The 16,209-nt window shown below is 71.5% G+C and carries 11 protein-coding genes; 3 read left to right on the top strand and 8 right to left on the bottom strand.

Translation table 11 applies throughout. The features are described 5' to 3' along the window. Positions 1-113 precede the first annotated feature (113 nt). Positions 114-1,025 (bottom strand): TauD/TfdA dioxygenase family protein, encoded by a 912-nt coding sequence (locus tag HNR22_RS00385; RefSeq protein WP_218906095.1) that lies wholly within the window; start codon positions 1,023-1,025, stop codon positions 114-116. A 269-nt stretch (positions 1,026-1,294) separates the two neighbouring features. Between HNR22_RS00385 and HNR22_RS00390 the strand changes: the two genes are divergently transcribed. Further along, a complete protein-coding gene (locus tag HNR22_RS00390; protein WP_179778477.1) occupies positions 1,295-2,572 on the top strand; it encodes an alanine racemase in 1,278 nt (425 codons plus the stop codon). Between the two features lie 65 nt (positions 2,573-2,637). Here HNR22_RS00390 and HNR22_RS00395 read toward each other — a convergent pair whose 3' ends face one another. Next, a complete protein-coding gene (locus HNR22_RS00395; RefSeq protein ID WP_218906097.1) occupies positions 2,638-3,519 on the bottom strand; it encodes a GNAT family N-acetyltransferase in 882 nt (293 codons plus the stop codon). A 4-nt stretch (positions 3,520-3,523) separates the two neighbouring features. Beyond that, positions 3,524-4,828 carry a helix-turn-helix domain-containing protein gene (locus HNR22_RS00400; RefSeq protein WP_179778478.1) on the bottom strand — a complete coding sequence of 435 codons (1,305 nt, stop codon included), beginning with the start codon at positions 4,826-4,828 and terminating at the stop codon, positions 3,524-3,526. A 310-nt stretch (positions 4,829-5,138) separates the two neighbouring features. On the opposite strand from HNR22_RS00400, the gene HNR22_RS00405 reads away from it, so the two are divergent. Together HNR22_RS00405 and HNR22_RS00410 are read left to right on the top strand one after the other, a co-directional pair. Next, entirely contained in the window at positions 5,139-6,293 is a 1,155-nt protein-coding gene (locus tag HNR22_RS00405; protein ID WP_179778479.1) for a fatty acid desaturase family protein, read from the top strand. Then, the gene (locus HNR22_RS00410; RefSeq protein ID WP_179778480.1) at positions 6,290-7,426 is read left to right on the top strand and encodes an aminotransferase class V-fold PLP-dependent enzyme; all 1,137 of its coding nucleotides are present in this window, start codon (positions 6,290-6,292) and stop codon (positions 7,424-7,426) included. Before HNR22_RS00405 ends, HNR22_RS00410 begins: the two co-directional genes overlap by 4 nt. 50 nt (positions 7,427-7,476) lie before the next feature. On the opposite strand, the gene HNR22_RS00415 is transcribed toward HNR22_RS00410, so the two are convergent. The 5 genes from HNR22_RS00415 to HNR22_RS00435 all read right to left on the bottom strand — a co-directional run bounded on the left by HNR22_RS00415 (position 7,477) and on the right by HNR22_RS00435 (position 16,176). Next, positions 7,477-8,745 (bottom strand): helix-turn-helix domain-containing protein, encoded by a 1,269-nt coding sequence (locus tag HNR22_RS00415; RefSeq protein WP_179778481.1) that lies wholly within the window; start codon positions 8,743-8,745, stop codon positions 7,477-7,479. 206 nt (positions 8,746-8,951) lie between these two features. Then, complete coding sequence (locus HNR22_RS00420; protein WP_179778482.1) at positions 8,952-10,367, bottom strand: type I glutamate--ammonia ligase; 1,416 nt, start codon at positions 10,365-10,367, stop codon at positions 8,952-8,954. Further along, positions 10,364-11,116: a thioesterase II family protein gene (locus HNR22_RS00425; protein WP_179778483.1), complete on the bottom strand. Its 753-nt coding sequence runs from the start codon at positions 11,114-11,116 to the stop codon at positions 10,364-10,366. Before HNR22_RS00425 ends, HNR22_RS00420 begins: the two co-directional genes overlap by 4 nt. Then, positions 11,116-13,083: a non-ribosomal peptide synthetase gene (locus tag HNR22_RS00430; RefSeq protein ID WP_179778484.1), complete on the bottom strand. Its 1,968-nt coding sequence runs from the start codon at positions 13,081-13,083 to the stop codon at positions 11,116-11,118. Before HNR22_RS00430 ends, HNR22_RS00425 begins: the two co-directional genes overlap by 1 nt. Positions 13,084-13,167: 84 nt before the next feature. Beyond that, on the bottom strand, positions 13,168-16,176 hold the full coding sequence (locus HNR22_RS00435) for a type I polyketide synthase (RefSeq protein WP_179778485.1): 3,009 nt from the start codon (positions 16,174-16,176) through the stop codon (positions 13,168-13,170). Between the last annotated feature and the right edge of the window lie 33 nt (positions 16,177-16,209).

Genomic DNA, 16,209 nt, shown 5'->3' on the forward strand with positions numbered 1-16,209 from the left:
GCCTGGTGAATCCCGTAGCGGCTCGCCGGATGCGGGTGACACGGCGAAACCCGGGTGTACGCCGGCGGACCGGCGCACACCCGGGGAACGGGTCCGCTCACGTTGACGCTGGGCTACATGCCCGTGCCTGCCACGAAGTCGGACGTGTTGCCCTGCAAGGTGACAGCGGGAGCGCCGTCGACGCCGACCGTGGTGGTGCCGGCGACGGTGACCCGCTCACCGCGGCGGTGCTCGGTGTAGTCCTTGATCGCGTAGTGCAGGGTCGCCTGGTTGTCCCAGATCACCAGGTCGCCCTTCTGCCACTTCCAGCGCACCGTGTACTCGGGCCTGGTGGCGTACTCCGTCAGGATCCGGAGCAGGTCGCGGCCGGCCTGCGGGGTGTAGCCGGTGACCGCCCGCGCGAACCCGCCCAACAACAGGCAGCGCTCGCCGGTTTCCGGGTGCACCCGGACGGCCGGGTGTTCGGCCGCGAAGCGGTTCTTGAGGTACTTGGTGCGCACGTCACCGTCGTAGGTGGCGTCGGTGAAGTCCGAATCGTTGGAGTGGATGACCCGCAGTCCGTCGGCCAGCGTGCGCAGTCCCTCCGGCAGGTCCCGGTACGCCGCACCGGTGTTGGCCCAGATCGTGTCGCCGCCCACCTCGGGGCAGACCACGTTGTGCAGGAAGGCGAAGGCCGGCGGGTTGTCCATGTAGGTGAAGTCCGCGTGCCAGTAGTTCGCGCGGGTGCCCTCGCCGCGGGAGTCCATCTCCCGCAGCAGCGGCTTGCCCTCGGGGCCGCCGTAGATCGGGTGCCCCAGCGTCAGGGTGCCGAACCGCTTGCCGAACGCCACCAGACGGTCGTAGTCCAGATCCTGACGCCGGATGAAGATCACCTTGTGGGTCAGCAGCGCCTGCCGCAGTTCGCGGATCACATCGTCGCTGAGGTCCTCGGCGGCGTCCACGCCGAGGATCTCAGCGCCGATGTTGCCCGCCACCTGCCGGATCCGGACCCGGGTGTTGACGGGGTTCTCGATGGTGTGAGTCACCTGGTCCTGCCCTTCCTTGTCGGAGTCGACGGCTCTGCCCGCGTGGAGCCTGGGGAGGTGCACACACCCCACGTCTGGGCGCATGGCCAACGCCGCCGGTCTTGGGAGCCATATTGCCAAGTCTTGCCAGGGCTGGCAACGCCTGAATCCGCAGTATAAGAACTACTTCTCGGCCCCCCGACAACTTCGGCTCGAGGTCTGCTGATTGCCGATCATTGCCAAGTCTGGCAGGCTTTGGCAAAGCGCATCGTCTCGTGGGAGGGCTAAACATGATCGATACCGAGGCCGTGGAGGCGATCCGCCAGGAGCTGATCACCTGGAGGTACAAGGGGCTGCCGGTGGCGCTGGACGGCTGCACCGTCGCGCACGCCGCGGAACGCGGGCTCAACCTGTTCGAGGACGGTTTCCTCGGGCCGATGCTCGTGCTCGACGACGACGCCCTGACCCACAACCTCACCACGATGGCGAAGTGGTGCGCCGACCGGGGAATGCAGCTCGCCCCGCACGCGAAAACGACGATGGCACCGCAGCTCTGGGCTCGCCAGATCGAGGCGGGGGCGTACGGGCTGACCGCGGCCAACACCGCCCAGCTGCGGGTGTATCGCGCCTTCGGGGTGTCCCGGGTCATCTTCGCCAACGAGCTGGTCGACAGTGCCGGGCTGCGCTGGGTCGACGAGGAGCGGTCCGCGGACCCCCGGTTCGAGTTCGTCTGCTTCGTCGACTCGGTCGAGGTGGTGGCGCAGATGGAAGCCTCGCTGCGTCAGGTGGGCGCCGCGCCGGTGGATGTCCTGGTCGAGGTCGGCCGCACCGCCGGACGGGCCGGGGCGCGCTCGGTCGCCGAAGCGACGGCGGTGGCCCGCGCGGCTGCGGCCAGCCCACTCCTGCGTCTCGTCGGGGTGGGTGGTTACGAGGGTGTGCTGGTCAACGACCCGTCGCCACACAGCATCTCGGTGGTCAACGAATTCCTGCACCGAATGCGCGAACTGACCATCGCACTGCATCGCGAGGGACTGTTCGAGACCGACGAGATCCTGCTCACCGCAGGGGGCAGCTGCTTCTTCGACCAGGTCGCCGAGGTGTTCGGCGGGCCGTGGCCAGGCATGTCGGTGACCACCGTGCTGCGCAGCGGGTGCTATGTCACCCACGACGACGGTTTCTACCGGTGGATGTCGCCGTTCTCCCGGGGCGAGGCCGCCAACGGCTCGCTGCGGCCAGCCCTGAAGCTGTGGGCGCGGGTCACCTCGATGCCGGAGCCAGGGTTGGCCCTGCTGACCGCCGGCAAGCGGGACCTGTCGTTCGATGCCTGGCCGCCGGAACCGCAGCTGGTCCGCGGCGTCGACGGCGAGATCCGTGAGCTGACCGACTGCGCCATCCGCGCCGTCAACGACCAGCACGCCTTCCTCACGCTGCCCGCCGGGCACGGGCTCGCGGTGGGGGACTGGGTCATGCTCGGACTGTCCTACCCGTGCACGGCCTTCGACAAGTGGCAGCTGATCCCGGTCGTGCGGGGCGAGACCGTGGTCGACTTCGTCCGCACCTACTTCTGACGCTGCCCAGTGTGGGCGGCGCCGCCGTGGCGACGCCGCCCACCGGACGGCCCGGGCCCCACTGACTAGAGGAAGTGGCCGCTGGCCAGGTACGGCGTGGGTTCCGTCATGCCCCGCAGCGCCAGGTAGCCCTCCTGGCCGATGTCCAGCCGGGCGGCGAGCCCCACGTCGATCGCCCAGTGGTTGGCGGTGGTGATGCAGTTGATCAGCGTCGGCCCGCGCGACGAGGCCAGCGCCTCCCAGAGCAGCGAGGACGCCGTCTGCGGGTCCTGGGCCGCCAGCAGCTTCGCCTGCCCGAGGTCCTCGTCGATGAACACGTACCCGTGCCGACCCGACTGCCGGGACACCACCAGGCGCATCCTGCGAATCATGTATTCGTGATCTGGGCCGTGCCCGGCGCCGCGCCGGCTCACGTCCAGTCGATTCATCCACTCGATGTCGTTCTCGTCGCCCTCGCTCAGGCCGGAGACCGCCGGCAGCGTGGACCGGTCCACGCTGCCCACCATGCGCATCTGCGGATGGAGCAGGAAACCCGCCAACCGGTAGCGGCGGGTGGCCCCCGGGTGCACTGTCGAGGAGAACAGTCCCGGACGCCCATCGGCATGGGCGAGGACGGCGTCCATCAGCTGTCGGCCCAGCCCGCGCCCCTGGTGCTGGGGCAACACGCCGTACGTGGCCAGGAACCAGACCTGTTCCCGATTCTGCGAGATGGCGAAGCCGACCATGTCGTCACCATCCATGGCCGCCCAACAGCCGCCCGGATCGGTCTCCACGAGGTACGACATCCGGTCGATCCACTGCTTGCCCACCGCGGCGGACCGGGGCTGGACCTCCGGCTCGCTCACCCGGCGACTGAGCCGGTCGCCTTCGAAGAAGGTCACCGCCGAGGCGCGCTCGGCGGCTGGCACGTCCTCGACCCGCATCGGCCTGATCTGCGTCTTCCCCATGATCTCACCCGTCCTTTCCGCTGCTCGCCGGTGGTCGCGCGCTCATTCCCCGTAGCCTGGCCGAAGCCGACAGTGTCTCGGCCAGACTGCGCCAGGCCTCCGCCGCCAACTCCAGGTTGTGCGCCGCGGTCGCGTTGTGCGCCAGCCGCTGCAGGTGTGCGATGCCGGCCTCGGTGTCGCCCTCGACGATGGAGAGGCGGCCGCGCAGCACCTCGATCCGCAGCCGGTCCCGGAACGACAGGCGCCCGTCCGAGTCGTCGACCCTGCCGGCCAGGTCCTGGGCCTCGGCGAACCGTCCCTCCTCGAACGCCAGGTGTGCCTGCAGGGAGAGCATCTCCTGCTGGTGCAGCTCGGACCCGATCATCCGCAGCACGGGGGCGACCTCGTCCAGGCGGGCACGTGCCTCCGCAACCTGGGCCGGGGTGCTCTGCAGGTACAGCGAAGCGGCGGCGAGCCTCAGCCGCATCCACAGCTTGAGATCTTCGTGGCTGGCCAGCAGTCGCAGCGCCTGTTCCAGCATCTCCTGCGAGGCGCGGTAGTCGCCCTGGCGCATGCTGACCGTCGCCGATGCCCACAGCGCCTCCACGTAGGCGGTGCCCGGCGTGCCTTCGGTGAGGGCGCACAGCAGGTCGGCATGCCGGCGTGCCTCGCTCAGCCGGCCCGCCTCGGCCTCCGTGGGGATCAGTACGTGCAGCGCGGCCGCCCGGTCCGGCAGCGCGAGCGAGGTGGACAGTTTGACGGCCCGCTCGGCGTACTCGCGGGCTTTCACGATGTCGCCGAGGACCCGCAGGCAGCGCGACATCCGGGTACACGTGCGCACCAGCAGTTCGGGCACGTCAAGTTCCTCGGCCAGCGCGAGCAGTTCGGTCAGCAACGCGTACGCGGCCTCGTGCGCGCCCTCGTCACTGCGCAGCCCGGCCAGCAGCCACAGGGCCTGCCAGCGCAGCTCCGGCGCGCGTCCGTCGTCGAGGCGGAGCGCCTCGGCCACGCGTTCGGCGCTGTCGGGCTGCACACCCGACGTGACCGAGGCGAGCACGATTGCCAATGTTGCCGACGTCGCCTGGGAGAGGAACGCGGCCTCGTCGACCCCGAGCCGCTCTGCCAGGTACGCCACCACACGTGGCGTGGGTTGTCGGGCGCCCGACTCCAGCCGCGACAGGTAGCCGGTGGAGATGTAATCCCCCGCGAGCGCAGCCTGCGACAGCCCGCGTCCCAATCGGAGGGCCCTCAAGCGTCGACCAAACTGCGGCTTATCCAATGTCTCATCCCTGAGGTGTGGGAGGCGGTGCCACTCGGCATCGACTCGCATCTGCCGAGACACGCAATCACGGCAGAATGCAGACGGGTTGCGGCGTCACGAATGTGCCCCCCCCCGCGCCTCTTGGTGGCTTGACCGTAGTCGTGGAATAGCGGCCTTGTCAACGTCAGGCAACAGCATTGTCAAAGACGTTGCCGTCCTCTACCGTCGTCGCTGAGCGCCACCCTGTCCCAGCTCGCCATCCATTCCGCCAGTCGCCGGCTGGTCCCACGGCCGGGCGCCAGCGGGCGCTGGGTTCGCCACTGCCGGCGGCCTTTGCCACGTGCACATTCCGGCGCGTGCCCTCTGCGAGGAGTCTCGAATGGCCTCGGTGAACACCCTCAGCCCGCCCACCGAACTCGACTTCAGCAAGTTGTCTCCCGAGATCCGGCGCGAGCTGCGCAAGCTGTGCCGGTTGGACAACCACCACGGAATACTCGGCGTCCTCTTCGACTACGCGGTCGTGGCGTTCGCCGTATACCTCAGTGTGGGCGTGTCGTACTGGTTCTACCCGGTGTCCCTGGTGCTCATCGGGTCCACCCAGCGTGCCCTGGTCAACCTCCTGCACGAAGCGTCGCACAAGGTGCTGGCACGCAATCAGACCCTGAACCTGGTGCTCAGCACGGTCTTCACCGGGCACCTGGTGTTCCACATGCACAACCCCTACCGCAGCTCACACATCGGCCTCCACCACCGCTACCTCGGGGACCGGGAGAAGGACCCCGACTACAGCTTCCACGTGGAGTGCGGCATCTACGATCCGGGCGGCTCCAACCGCGCCTTCTTCCTGCGCAACATTCTTCTTGCGGCTCTGGGTCTGCGAACCTTCGAGTATGTCCGCTACGTGGTGGAGGACCGGCTGCTGTTCCGCGAGGACCAGATTGCCGTCTCGATGCCGATCAGCCTGCGGGCCGAGCGCTGGCTGCTGCTCGGAGTATGGACGGTGCTGCTGACCCCGATCGTGTCCGGCGGCTACCTGCTCGAATTCGTCCTGTTCTGGATTGTGCCGCTGTTCACCACGGCGGTCGCCATCGGCTGGCTGTCCGAACTGGCCGAACACTTCCCGTTGCCGGAGAGCGAGAACAGGCAGATCCTGATGACCCGCAACCGCCACGGCTGGGCCATCGAACGGTTCCTGCTGGGCCGCCACAACGACAACTACCACCTGGTTCACCACCTCAACACCGGCGTGCCCTTCTGGAACATGAAGAAGGCCCACCGGATCCTGCTCGGCGACCCGGCGTACGCGTTGTGGGACGGGATGTGGGCTGGCATCATGACCCGCTCCCCGGGCCGCAGGGACAAGGAAACGCTGATCAGTTACGCCGGGAAATACCGCGAGTGGCGCCGCACCGGCGGCGATCCCGGCGACCCGGGGCAGCGCAGCTTCGCCGAGATCGCCGCGCTGGCCAGGCACTCGTGGACGCCCCCACCGGAGCCTGCGGAGTCGCCCGTACCGGCCAGAGCCCGACGATGACGGCCGGCATGATCCACCTCAACACCGCCGGCGCGGGCCTGCCGGCCCCCGGCGTCACGGCCGCGATGACCGGCTACCTCGAGGCAGAGGCCACGGCCGGGCCGTACGAAGCCGAGCAGGCCCGCGCCGACGATCTCACCAGCCGGGTGTATGCCGTGCTCGCCGACCTCGTCGGTGCGCAAGCGGAGCACATCGCCCTGTTCGCCAGTGCCACCGACGCGTGGTGCCGGATCGCGTGCCATCTCACCGTGCCCGCGGGAAGCCGGATCTGGACGACCCCGTACGAGTACGCGGGCAACCTCATCGCCTTGCAACGGCTCGCCGCTCGCCGCAGGTGCGTCCTCGAGGTGATCCCGGTGGGCAGCGCCGGCGACCTCGACCTGGAGTGGATGCGCGCCCACCTCGACGATCGGGTGGCGCTGGTGTCCGTGGTCCACATGCCGTCGGCGGTCGGGCTGATCCAGCCGGTCGAGCAGATCGGCGCGCTGCTGGCCGGCTCCGCGGCGGTGTACGTGGTGGACGCGTGCCAGACGGTGGGCCAGATCCGCGTCGACGTCGATGCGATCGGCTGCCACGCGCTCACCGCGGCGGGCCGCAAGTTCCTGCGCGGTCCGCGCGGCACCGGCTTCGCCTACCTGCGCCCCGACCTGTGGGAACGGATCGACCCCGTGTTCTACGACCTGCACGTCGCGCAGGCGCTCTCGTTGCACGAGCACCGGTGCGACGTGGACACGGCGGCCCGGTTCGAGACCGCCGAGCGTGGCAACGCCGCGGTACTCGGCCTGCTCGCCGCCGCCGAGTACGCCCGCGGCGCGTCGCCGGCGCCAACGGCCGAGGTGTACGCGGCACTGACCGCCACCATTCGGCAGACACCCGGTGCCCGGCCCTTGATGCCCGGCAGCCGACGCGGCGGCATCGCGTCCTTCACGCACGACCGGCTGCCGCCGGAACGGATCCGTGACGCCCTTGCCGACGACGGGCTCAACACGTGGGTCGGCGTCGGCGCACACACCCCGCTCTACCTGGCCGCGGCCGGGATCGAACGGTTCGTGCGCACGTCGGTGCACCACTACAACAGCGTCGCCGACATCGAGGCGTTCGGCCGGTCGCTGCGCCGTGTCTGCGCCGCCTGACCGATGCTGAGGCGGGCTGCTCCCAAGGGGCGAGCGGGCACCGGCCCGGTTCAGCCGGTGGTAGCTCGGCCGGCGAGGGCGGGGCCGTCACCGTACGGCTTGGCCAGGGTCTCCGCGAGGTTGCGCCACAGCTCGGCGGCGAGCTCGACGTTGTGGGCCTCCTCGGCCTGGCGGGCGAGGTCCTGCAACGCCCGGATGCCGGCGTCGGCCTCACCGCCCAAGATGGACAGACGCGCGTGCAGGGCGGCGAGCTTGAGCCGATCGCGGAACGACAGCAGCGAACGCTGGGTGGCGGCCGCCTCGCACAGCACGCGTGCGTCGTCGAGCCGCCCCTCGGCGAACGCCAGGTGAGCCTGGAGGCTCTGCAACTCCTGGTGCTGGCGCTCGGTGCCGATCAGGTTCAGGACCGGGCCGACAGCATCGAGTGCGGTGCGGGCCTGCGACGGCTGCGCCGGAGTGATCTGCAGATACAGCGAGGCGGCGGCCAGGTGCAGCCGGATCCACAGCTGCAGGTCGTTGCGGCTGTTCGCGCCGGACAACGCGTCCTCCAGATAGGCGATGGCGCCGGCGTGGTCACCCTGGCGGGTGCGGACCGTCGCGGCGGACCAGAGCGCCTCGACGTGCAGCGTCCCGCCGGCAGGCTTGGTGAGGCCGCACAACTCGTCGGCGTGGGTGCGGGCCTCATCGAGCTGGCCCGCCTCGGCCAGCGCGGAGACGAGGGCCTGCAGGGTCGCCGCGCGGTCGGTGAGCGAAAGCTCGCCGGCGATGCTGTGCGCCTGCTGCGCGTACTCCCGGGCGCCGGTGGTGTCGCCGAGGGTGCGCAGGCAACGCGACAGCTGGGTCTGCGCGCGGGCCAGCAGCGGCGCGACGCCGAGTTGCGTGCTCAGCTTGACCAGCTCCTCCAACAGGTGGCGCTGCTCGTCGCGCTCGCCGGCGTCACCGCGGATCTCCGCGAGCAGCCAGAGCGCCTGCCAACGCTCGGCCGGGTCTCGCTGGCCGTCGGTACGCAGCGCCTCGGCCAGTGGCTCGGCGACGCGGTCGTCACCGCTGGCGGAGATCATCGCGGCGAGAATCTGGGTGAACGGAGAAGCTTGCACGACGTTCACCGGGTCGGCATTCGGGTCTTCCAGGACCGAGGCCGGCACGCCGAGGCGCTGCGCGAGGTACGCCACCACACGGGGGGTCGGCCGCCGGGCCCCGGACTCGAGGCGGGAGAGGTAGCCGGTGGAAATTCCACCCTTTGCCAGCGCCGCCTGGGAAAGGCCGCGCTTTTCGCGCAGTGCGCGAAGCCGGGGCCCGAACTCGGACTGCTGCAGCATCTCCAAACCCCCAAGGCCAAGGTCTCCGACAACCGACATCAAGCGCCGCAGGTATGACCGCCGGTAATGACTCGGCATTGCCATCGACGGTATGTGGTGAAACGGAGTATAGCCACGCCGGCGGGCAGCGTGACAGCGTGACGGCACAGGGATTGCCTGGGCGGGTTGCCGACGCATTGCCGCGCCGGCAACCCTGTGTATCCGGGTCAGAACCGGGTGTTGTGTATGGCGTACACCTCCGACTCGGGCATCGCCGCCAGGTCGCGAACGTCGGCACGCTTGATCGCGGTGTAGAGGTCCCGGCGGGGCGAACCCAGCACCGACATCAACAGCTCGTCGCGTTCCAACGCGGCAACCGCCTCGGCCAGACTGCCGGGCAGGACGGTGACCCCGCGGCGACGCAGTTCCGCGTCGGACAGGGTGTTCGGGTCGACGGTCAGCGGAGGGCCTGGGTCGAGCCGCCGCCGTACCCCGTCCAACCCGGCGTGGATGACGGCGCCCAGCGCCAGGTACGGGTTGGCGGTGCCGTCGCATGGCTTGATCTCGACGTTGGTGGTGCCGGACTCGTCGCCGCCCAGCACCGACGGGACCCGTACCGCGGCCTCGCGGTTGTCGAAGCCGTAACACCCGTAGGCGCCGGCCCACCTGCCCCGCACCAGCCGCGCGTAGCTGTTGACGCTGGGGCACAGCAGGGCAGTGAGCGCCGGCAGGTGCGTCAGCACCCCGGCGATGAAGTGGTGCGCGACGTCCGACAGTCCCGCCCCGGGCGCGGCGAACGCGTTGCCGTCGCGCCAGAGGGACACGTGCAGATGGTTGCCATTGCCGCGCAGCCCCGACAGCGGCACCGGGGCGAACGTGGCGCGCAGCCCGTGCTGCCGGGCCAGACCGCGGGTGAGTATCCGCTGCCACACGTGGTTGTCGGCGGCACGCAGTGCCGGGGCGGGCCGGACCGTGACCTCGTGCTGGCCCGGCGAGGTTTCCGGGTGGTACTGCTCCACCGCCACACCGGCCGAGCGCAGGGCGCGGATCAGCGCGATCACGTAGTCGTTGGTGACGTCGAACGCCTCGTTGTCGAGCGTGAGTCCGTCGTCGAACGGCACCCCGTCGCGCAGCAGGGTGAACTCCGGTTCGAACGCGGCTACGACGGCGTACCCCTCCTGGTCGGCCTCGGCCACGGCGTCGCGGAGGAACGCCCGCGGACAGGCACCCCACGGGGCACCGTCCCTGGTGAGCAGGTCACCGAGCATCGCCGCGGAGCCCGGCGCGTGCGGCAGCAGCGCCAGGGTGTCCGGGTCGGCGGAGATGCGCACCTCGTCCATGACCGCGAACCCCGGCACCGGCTGGGCCTGGTCCAGCAGGCTCGCCGCCTGGCGACCCACCGACAGCGGCACCCCGGACCGTAGCCGGCCGGGCAGCACGTCCCGGGCCACGCCCTTGCCGCGGAGGATCCCGTTGTGGTCCACCCACAGGAAGCGGACGATCTCCACGTCGTGCCGCTCGACCAGTGCCAGGACGTCCGCCGCGGTCCGGCGCGGCGATCCGCCCACGGGACCGACATCGTCGGCGGGCGAACGGGGCAGGTCGGTGGTCACGGGTCCCGGCGCGGCGGAGGTGATCGTCACGACCCACTCCTCACCGGCGCGGGCAGGCAGTCGCCCAACAGCGCCAGCGGTGGCTCGGCCACCAGGTAGAAGTGGTCGCCACGGACACCGTACGCGCGTACCGTCCCGGTGGTCAGCGTCGACCACGGGCGGCAGTCGGCGTCGTCGTCGGCGTCGCCCACGATCGTCGTGACCGGGCACCGCAGCATCGGCCCCGCGCCTGGTTCGTACGCGTGGAACATCCGGCCGTCGGCACGCACGTACGGCAGGACCAACTCCTGGAACTCAGGGTCGGCGGCCAACTCCGGGTCGGTGCCGCCGAGCGTCAGCAGGCGCTGCACGACCGCCGCGTCGTTCAGCTCGTCCGGGTCCGACAACTGCTCCGGCCCTGGGTACGGCGCGTCGCGCGATCCCGACGCGAACAGGTGGAACGGCTCGATCCCACGCTCCTGCAGCGCGACCGCGGTCTCCAGGGCGATGGCCGCGCCCATGCTGTGACCGAACAGGATCAGTGGGCGGTCCGCCAACGGCACCAGCGCGTCGGTGATCTGCGTGGCGAGCCGGCGGAGGTCGGTGGGCGGCGGTTCGGCGATCCGGTGCGCGCGGCCGGGATAGCAGACCGCGTGCACCTCGACGCCGGGCAGACGCCCGCCCCACGAATGGAACATGGCGGCGGAGCCGCCCGCGTGGGGGAAGCACACCAGACGCACGTTCGGGTCGGTGAGCGGGGCTGGGCACCGCAGCCAGGTGGTGGTTTCGCGCATCGTCATCACTCTGCCTCCTGCATCAGGCCGGTACGCCGGGCGCGCAGCGCGCGGGCCCGCTGGGCACGGGCGGAGCGGGCCTCGCCGTTGGCCGCGTCGGCGTCGGCCGCTTCGCCGCCGTCGCGCAGCAGCGCCACCTGCGACGCCACAGTGGTGTGCTGGAACAGGGCGACCACCGACAGTCGGCGCCCGGTACGCCGCTCCAGGGTGTCTCGTAGCCGGAACATCGCCAGCGAGTGACCGCCCAGGTCGAAGAAGTTGACGTCGGCGGGGACGTCGTCGCGCTGCAGCACATCGGTCCACGCCGCACTGACCTGCTCGGCCAGCTCGGCCGGGTCCGCTGTGGGTGGCTGGGCCGTTCCGGTCGGCGTCGCCGCCTCGGCGGTCGCGGGGCCGGAGTCGGCCATGCCGCGCAGTGCGGCCCGATCGGTCTTGCCGTTGGCCGTGCGCGGGAAGCGGTCCAGGACGACGATCCGGCTCGGCACCATGACCGCCGGAACCCGGTCGGCCAAGTCCTGTCGCAGGGACTCCGGAGCAGCTCCGGCGGGGGAGAGGACGAAGCCGACCAGCTCGGTGTCACCTGCGGCGGGGACGGCCACGGCCTCGCGGACGCCGGGCAGCGCGCACAGCTGTGCCTCGACGGCCGAAAGCTCGATGCGATGTCCGCGGACCTTGACCTGATGGTCCCGGCGACCGAGGAACTCCAGGGTGCCGTCGTTGGTCCACCGGCACAGGTCACCGGTGCGGTACATCCGCTCGCCGGGCATGGCCGCGAACGGATCGTCGCGGAACGCCCGGGCCGTGGCCTCGGGCCGCCCGTGGTAGCCGCGGGCCACACCGGCGCCGGCCACGTACAGCTCGCCCGACTCGCCGACGGGGACCGGGCACAGCTGCTCGTCCAGGACGTACACCCGGGCGCCGGGGATGGGGCGGCCGATGGTCACCGGGGCTGGTGCGGTGAAACGCTGGTAGGTCGCCCACACGGTCGCCTCCGTCGGGCCGTACTCGTTCACCAGCTCGCAGTGACCGGAGGTCTCGACGAAGTGCCGCTCCACCAGCTCTTGCGGCAGGGCCTCACCGGCCACGATCGCGGTCCGCAGCGACTCCAGGCGGCCCCCGCCCAGGCGCGCGGCGGCATCGAGCAGGTAGCTGTACAGCGACGGGATGCACAGCAGATGGGTGGCCCGGTGGTCGTCGACCAGTCTGACCAACTGCTCCGGGTCGCGTACCTGCGCGCCGGTGGCCACGATCAGGCAGCCGCCTGCGGTCAGCGTGCCCCACAGGCCGGCCACCGAGGAATCGAAGCTGAGCGGGGACACCAGCAGGAACGTGGGTTCGCCCGGGTAGACGAGGCGCCGGGCCTGGGTCGAGGCGGCCAACTGCCCGTGCTCGACCACCACGCCCTTGGGCTCCCCGGTGCTGCCGGAGGTGTAGATGAGGTACGCCGGGTCGGTGAGCAGCACGGGGACGTCGACCGGTGCCCCGTCGGTGCCGGCGGCGGGGTCGCCTGCCGTGACCGGCACCAGGGGCACACCCGTGCCCGCCAGACGGTCGGCGGTGCTGTCACTGACCAGCGCTGCGCTGACCTGGGCATCGGCGAGGATCTCGGCCAACCGCTGGTCGGGCTGGCCGGGGTCCAGAGGTACGTACGCCGCGCCGCAGCGCAGCACCGCGAGGATGGCGGCGACGGTGGCCGTGCTGGCTTCGGCGAGGACCGCCACCCGGTCGCCGCGGCCCACCCCGGCGTTCGTGAGCGCGGCGGCGATTCGGGAGCTGCGTGTGCCGAGTTCGGCGTAGCTCATCTCGTCGGTGCCGCAGCGCACCGCCGGCCGGGACGGCGTGCGCGCGGCCACCGCGGTCACCAGGTCCGGCACCGGCGGCAGCGGACCGTCCGGCAGGGGACCGCCGAGGTACGCCGGGCACGGCAGTTCGGCCGGTGTGCCCAGCAGCGGGGTTATCGACAGCGTGGTCATGGACGAGCTCCTTCTTCCCTGGTGACAAGGGTGCGGACGGAGGTGCGGTAGCGGCGGACGGCGGCGGCCGCCCCCGGGCGTCGATCAGCCAACCGCGACAGGCGCGCGGTCGCTGTCGACCAGGGCCCGGCACATCGACGTGTGATCGCCGAGCGTCGGGCGGGTCATGAGGTCGCGGATCGGCACCCGGATGCCGAGTTCGGTACGTAGCCGGCGAGCCAGGTGGGTGATGCTCAGCGAGTCGCCGCCCAGCGCGAAGAAGTCGGCGTCATCGGACAACTGGTCCCGACCGAGCAGATCGCTCCACAGCCGGCCGAGCAGCGACGGCACGTCCTGCTCGACAGCCCCGGCCGGGCGGTCGGCGCCGGGCGTCGCGCCGATGCCGCCGTCGCGCCCGGTCGCGAACGCGGTCGCAGCCGACGCTGGGGCGGTGACGGGCAGCGGAACGACAGCCGACGGGTTGTGCCCGACGGGCGCCGGCCTGGCCTCGGCGGCCAGGTGGCGTGGCCCGTGGAAGGCGTAGCCGGGAAGGTGGACGCGGCGCCCGGTGGGGCACGTCGCGTCGATCTCCACCGGCTGACCGACGGCCCACAGTCGTCCCAGGGCGGTGGGCACCGCCTCGTCGTCGGCGCCCGGCCGACCGCCGCACAGCGGCACGGCGGTGAGGCCGCCGCTCTCCGCCAGAGTGGACAGTGCGTGACCTGGCCCGACCTCGACCACCACCGCATCCGCGAACCGGTCGCCCAGCCGCCGCAGTGCTGGTCCGAACCGCACCGTGTGGCGCGCCTGCGCGGTGAACAGGGCCGCGCCGACGGAGGCTCCCGGGAGGAGCAGTTCGCCGCTGTTCACGGCCCACGGCAGCGTGGGCGGTCCCAGTCGCATCCCGGACAGTGCCTCCCGCAGTGGCCCGTCCGCGGCGTCGACGAGCGCGGTGTGGAACGCGCGTCGGCTGCGCAGCCGACGCGCACGTACCCGGCCGCCCAGCCAGGCCTCAAAGGCGTCGACGAGGTCCGGCGGGCCGGCCACCACGGTGTGGTCGGGAGAGTTGACGGCAGCGGTCTCCAGCGCCAGGCCGGATGCGCGTACCAGGTCAGCGGTCTCCTGTTCGCCGCAGGTCAGGGCGAGCATGGCACCGGGTGGGCACTGCTGCATGGCCGCCCCGCGGACGGTCACCAGCCGGGCGGCGTCGGCCAGGTCGAGCACACCAGCCACGCACGCGGCGGTGATCTCGCCGAGACTGTGCCCGGTGACGGCCGCCGGGTGCAGGCCGAGCTCACGCAGCGCCATCGCGGCGGCGTACTCCACGGCGAACAGGGCAGGCTGGGCCAGGGCGGTCTCGGCCAGGTCGTCGGCGGGGAACCCCGGGTCGAGCAGCGCGCGGCCGACCAGCTCAGCGGTGGTGGGGTCGTACTCGTCGAGCACTGTCGCCAGCGCGGCGCTGAAGCCGGGCAGGTCGGCGGCCAACGGCCGGGCCATGCCGGGGTACTGGGCGCCCTGCCCGGGAAAGGCGAACACGAGCGGTGCCGGACCGGTCGCGGGCACGCGGCCGCGCGCGGTGGTGCCACGGGACGCCAGCCGCTCGGCGAGTTCGTCGGTGTCGGTTCCCACGACGGCGAGTCGCTCGGCCAGGTGTGCTCTGCCGGTGGCCAGGGTTCGCACGACGTCCTGCGGCAGGACGTCGTGAGCGCGGAGATGCGCGGCGAGCCGGGTGGCGGCGCGGTCGAGCGCGGCGTCGTCGGCTGCGGACAGCACGACCAGGTGACGGCCGGGGCGAGTGCCCCGGGGGGCGGTGCTGTCGACCGGGGGCTGCTCCACGACCACGTGGGCGTTGGTGCCGCCGACGCCGAACGAGCTGACCCCGGCGCGCCGAGGTTCCGTGCCGGGCCATGACCGAACCTGCTCGGGCACGTACAGCGGCGACCCGTCGCGTTCGAGGAGCGGGTTGAGCGTGGTGTGCCCGGCGACCGGAGGGATCACCCCTTCCCGGACCACCATGATCGCCTTGATCAGGCCGGCCACACCCGCCGCGTTGTCGAGGTGGCCGGTGTTCGCCTTCAGCGCGCCCACAGCGACCTGCCCGGGGCGGGCACCACTCGCGCGCAGGGCCGCGGATGCGGCCGCCCACTCGATGGGGTCGCCGATGCGGGTGCCGGTGCCGTGACTCTCCAGGTATCCGATGGACTCGCCGCCGACGTCGGCGGCCCGCAGGGCAGCGCGGATGACGGCCTGTTGGCCTTCGACGGACGGCGCGTAGTAGCCGGCCTTCGCTGATCCGTCGTTGTTGATGGCGGTACCCAGGATGACCCCGTGCGGGGCGGGACCGTCGTCGAGGGCGTCGGCGAGGCGCCGCAGCACCACGCAGGCGACACCGGACCCGGCGACGATGCCGTCGGCGCTCGCGTCGAACGGGCGGCAGTGGCCGGTGGGGGAGTGGATCCCGCCGGGCACGTGCAGGTGCCCCGCCTGTGGGAAGGCCATCCCGGCGGCGACCACGAGCGCCTGGTCGCAGTCGCCGTTGAGCAGTGCCTGCACGGCGAGGTGTACCGCCACCAGCGACGACGAGCAGGCGGTCTGCACCGCCAGTGCCGGGCCGTTCAGGTTCAGCCGATAGGACAGGAGGCTGGCCAGGAAGTCGGGCTCGGTGCCGTGCAGCGCGTCCTCCAGTGTCAGCGGCGTGAGCTGGCCGCCGGCCACCATCCGCCGCAGGTAGTCGCTGCTGCTGGCGCTGGCGAACACGCCGGTGGTGAGCCCCGTGTCGAGCGGGTTGGCGCCGGCGTCCTCAAGGGCCGACCAGGCGCACTCCAGCATCAGCCGGTGCTGCGGGTCGAGCATCTCGGCCTCGCGCGGGCTCATCCGGAACAGCACGTGGTCGAACCGGTCAGCGTCGGCGAGGTGGCCGTGCACCGCCACGTAGTCCGGGTCGTCGAGCAGGTCCGACGGCACCCCTTCGCCGACGAGTTCCTGCCGTTGGTAACGCCGGGTGAGCACCCGGCCGGCAGTGAGAGCGTCCCACCACTGGGTCAGCTCCGGTGAGCCGGGAAACCTGCCGGCCATGCCGGATACGGCGATGTCGAGGGAACGGTCGCGTGCCATGCACCCACCTTTGATCGGTCACCAGGAGCACCG

It is taken from the genome of Micromonospora jinlongensis (assembly GCF_013410645.1).
Taxonomy (GTDB): domain Bacteria; phylum Actinomycetota; class Actinomycetes; order Mycobacteriales; family Micromonosporaceae; genus Micromonospora; species Micromonospora zamorensis.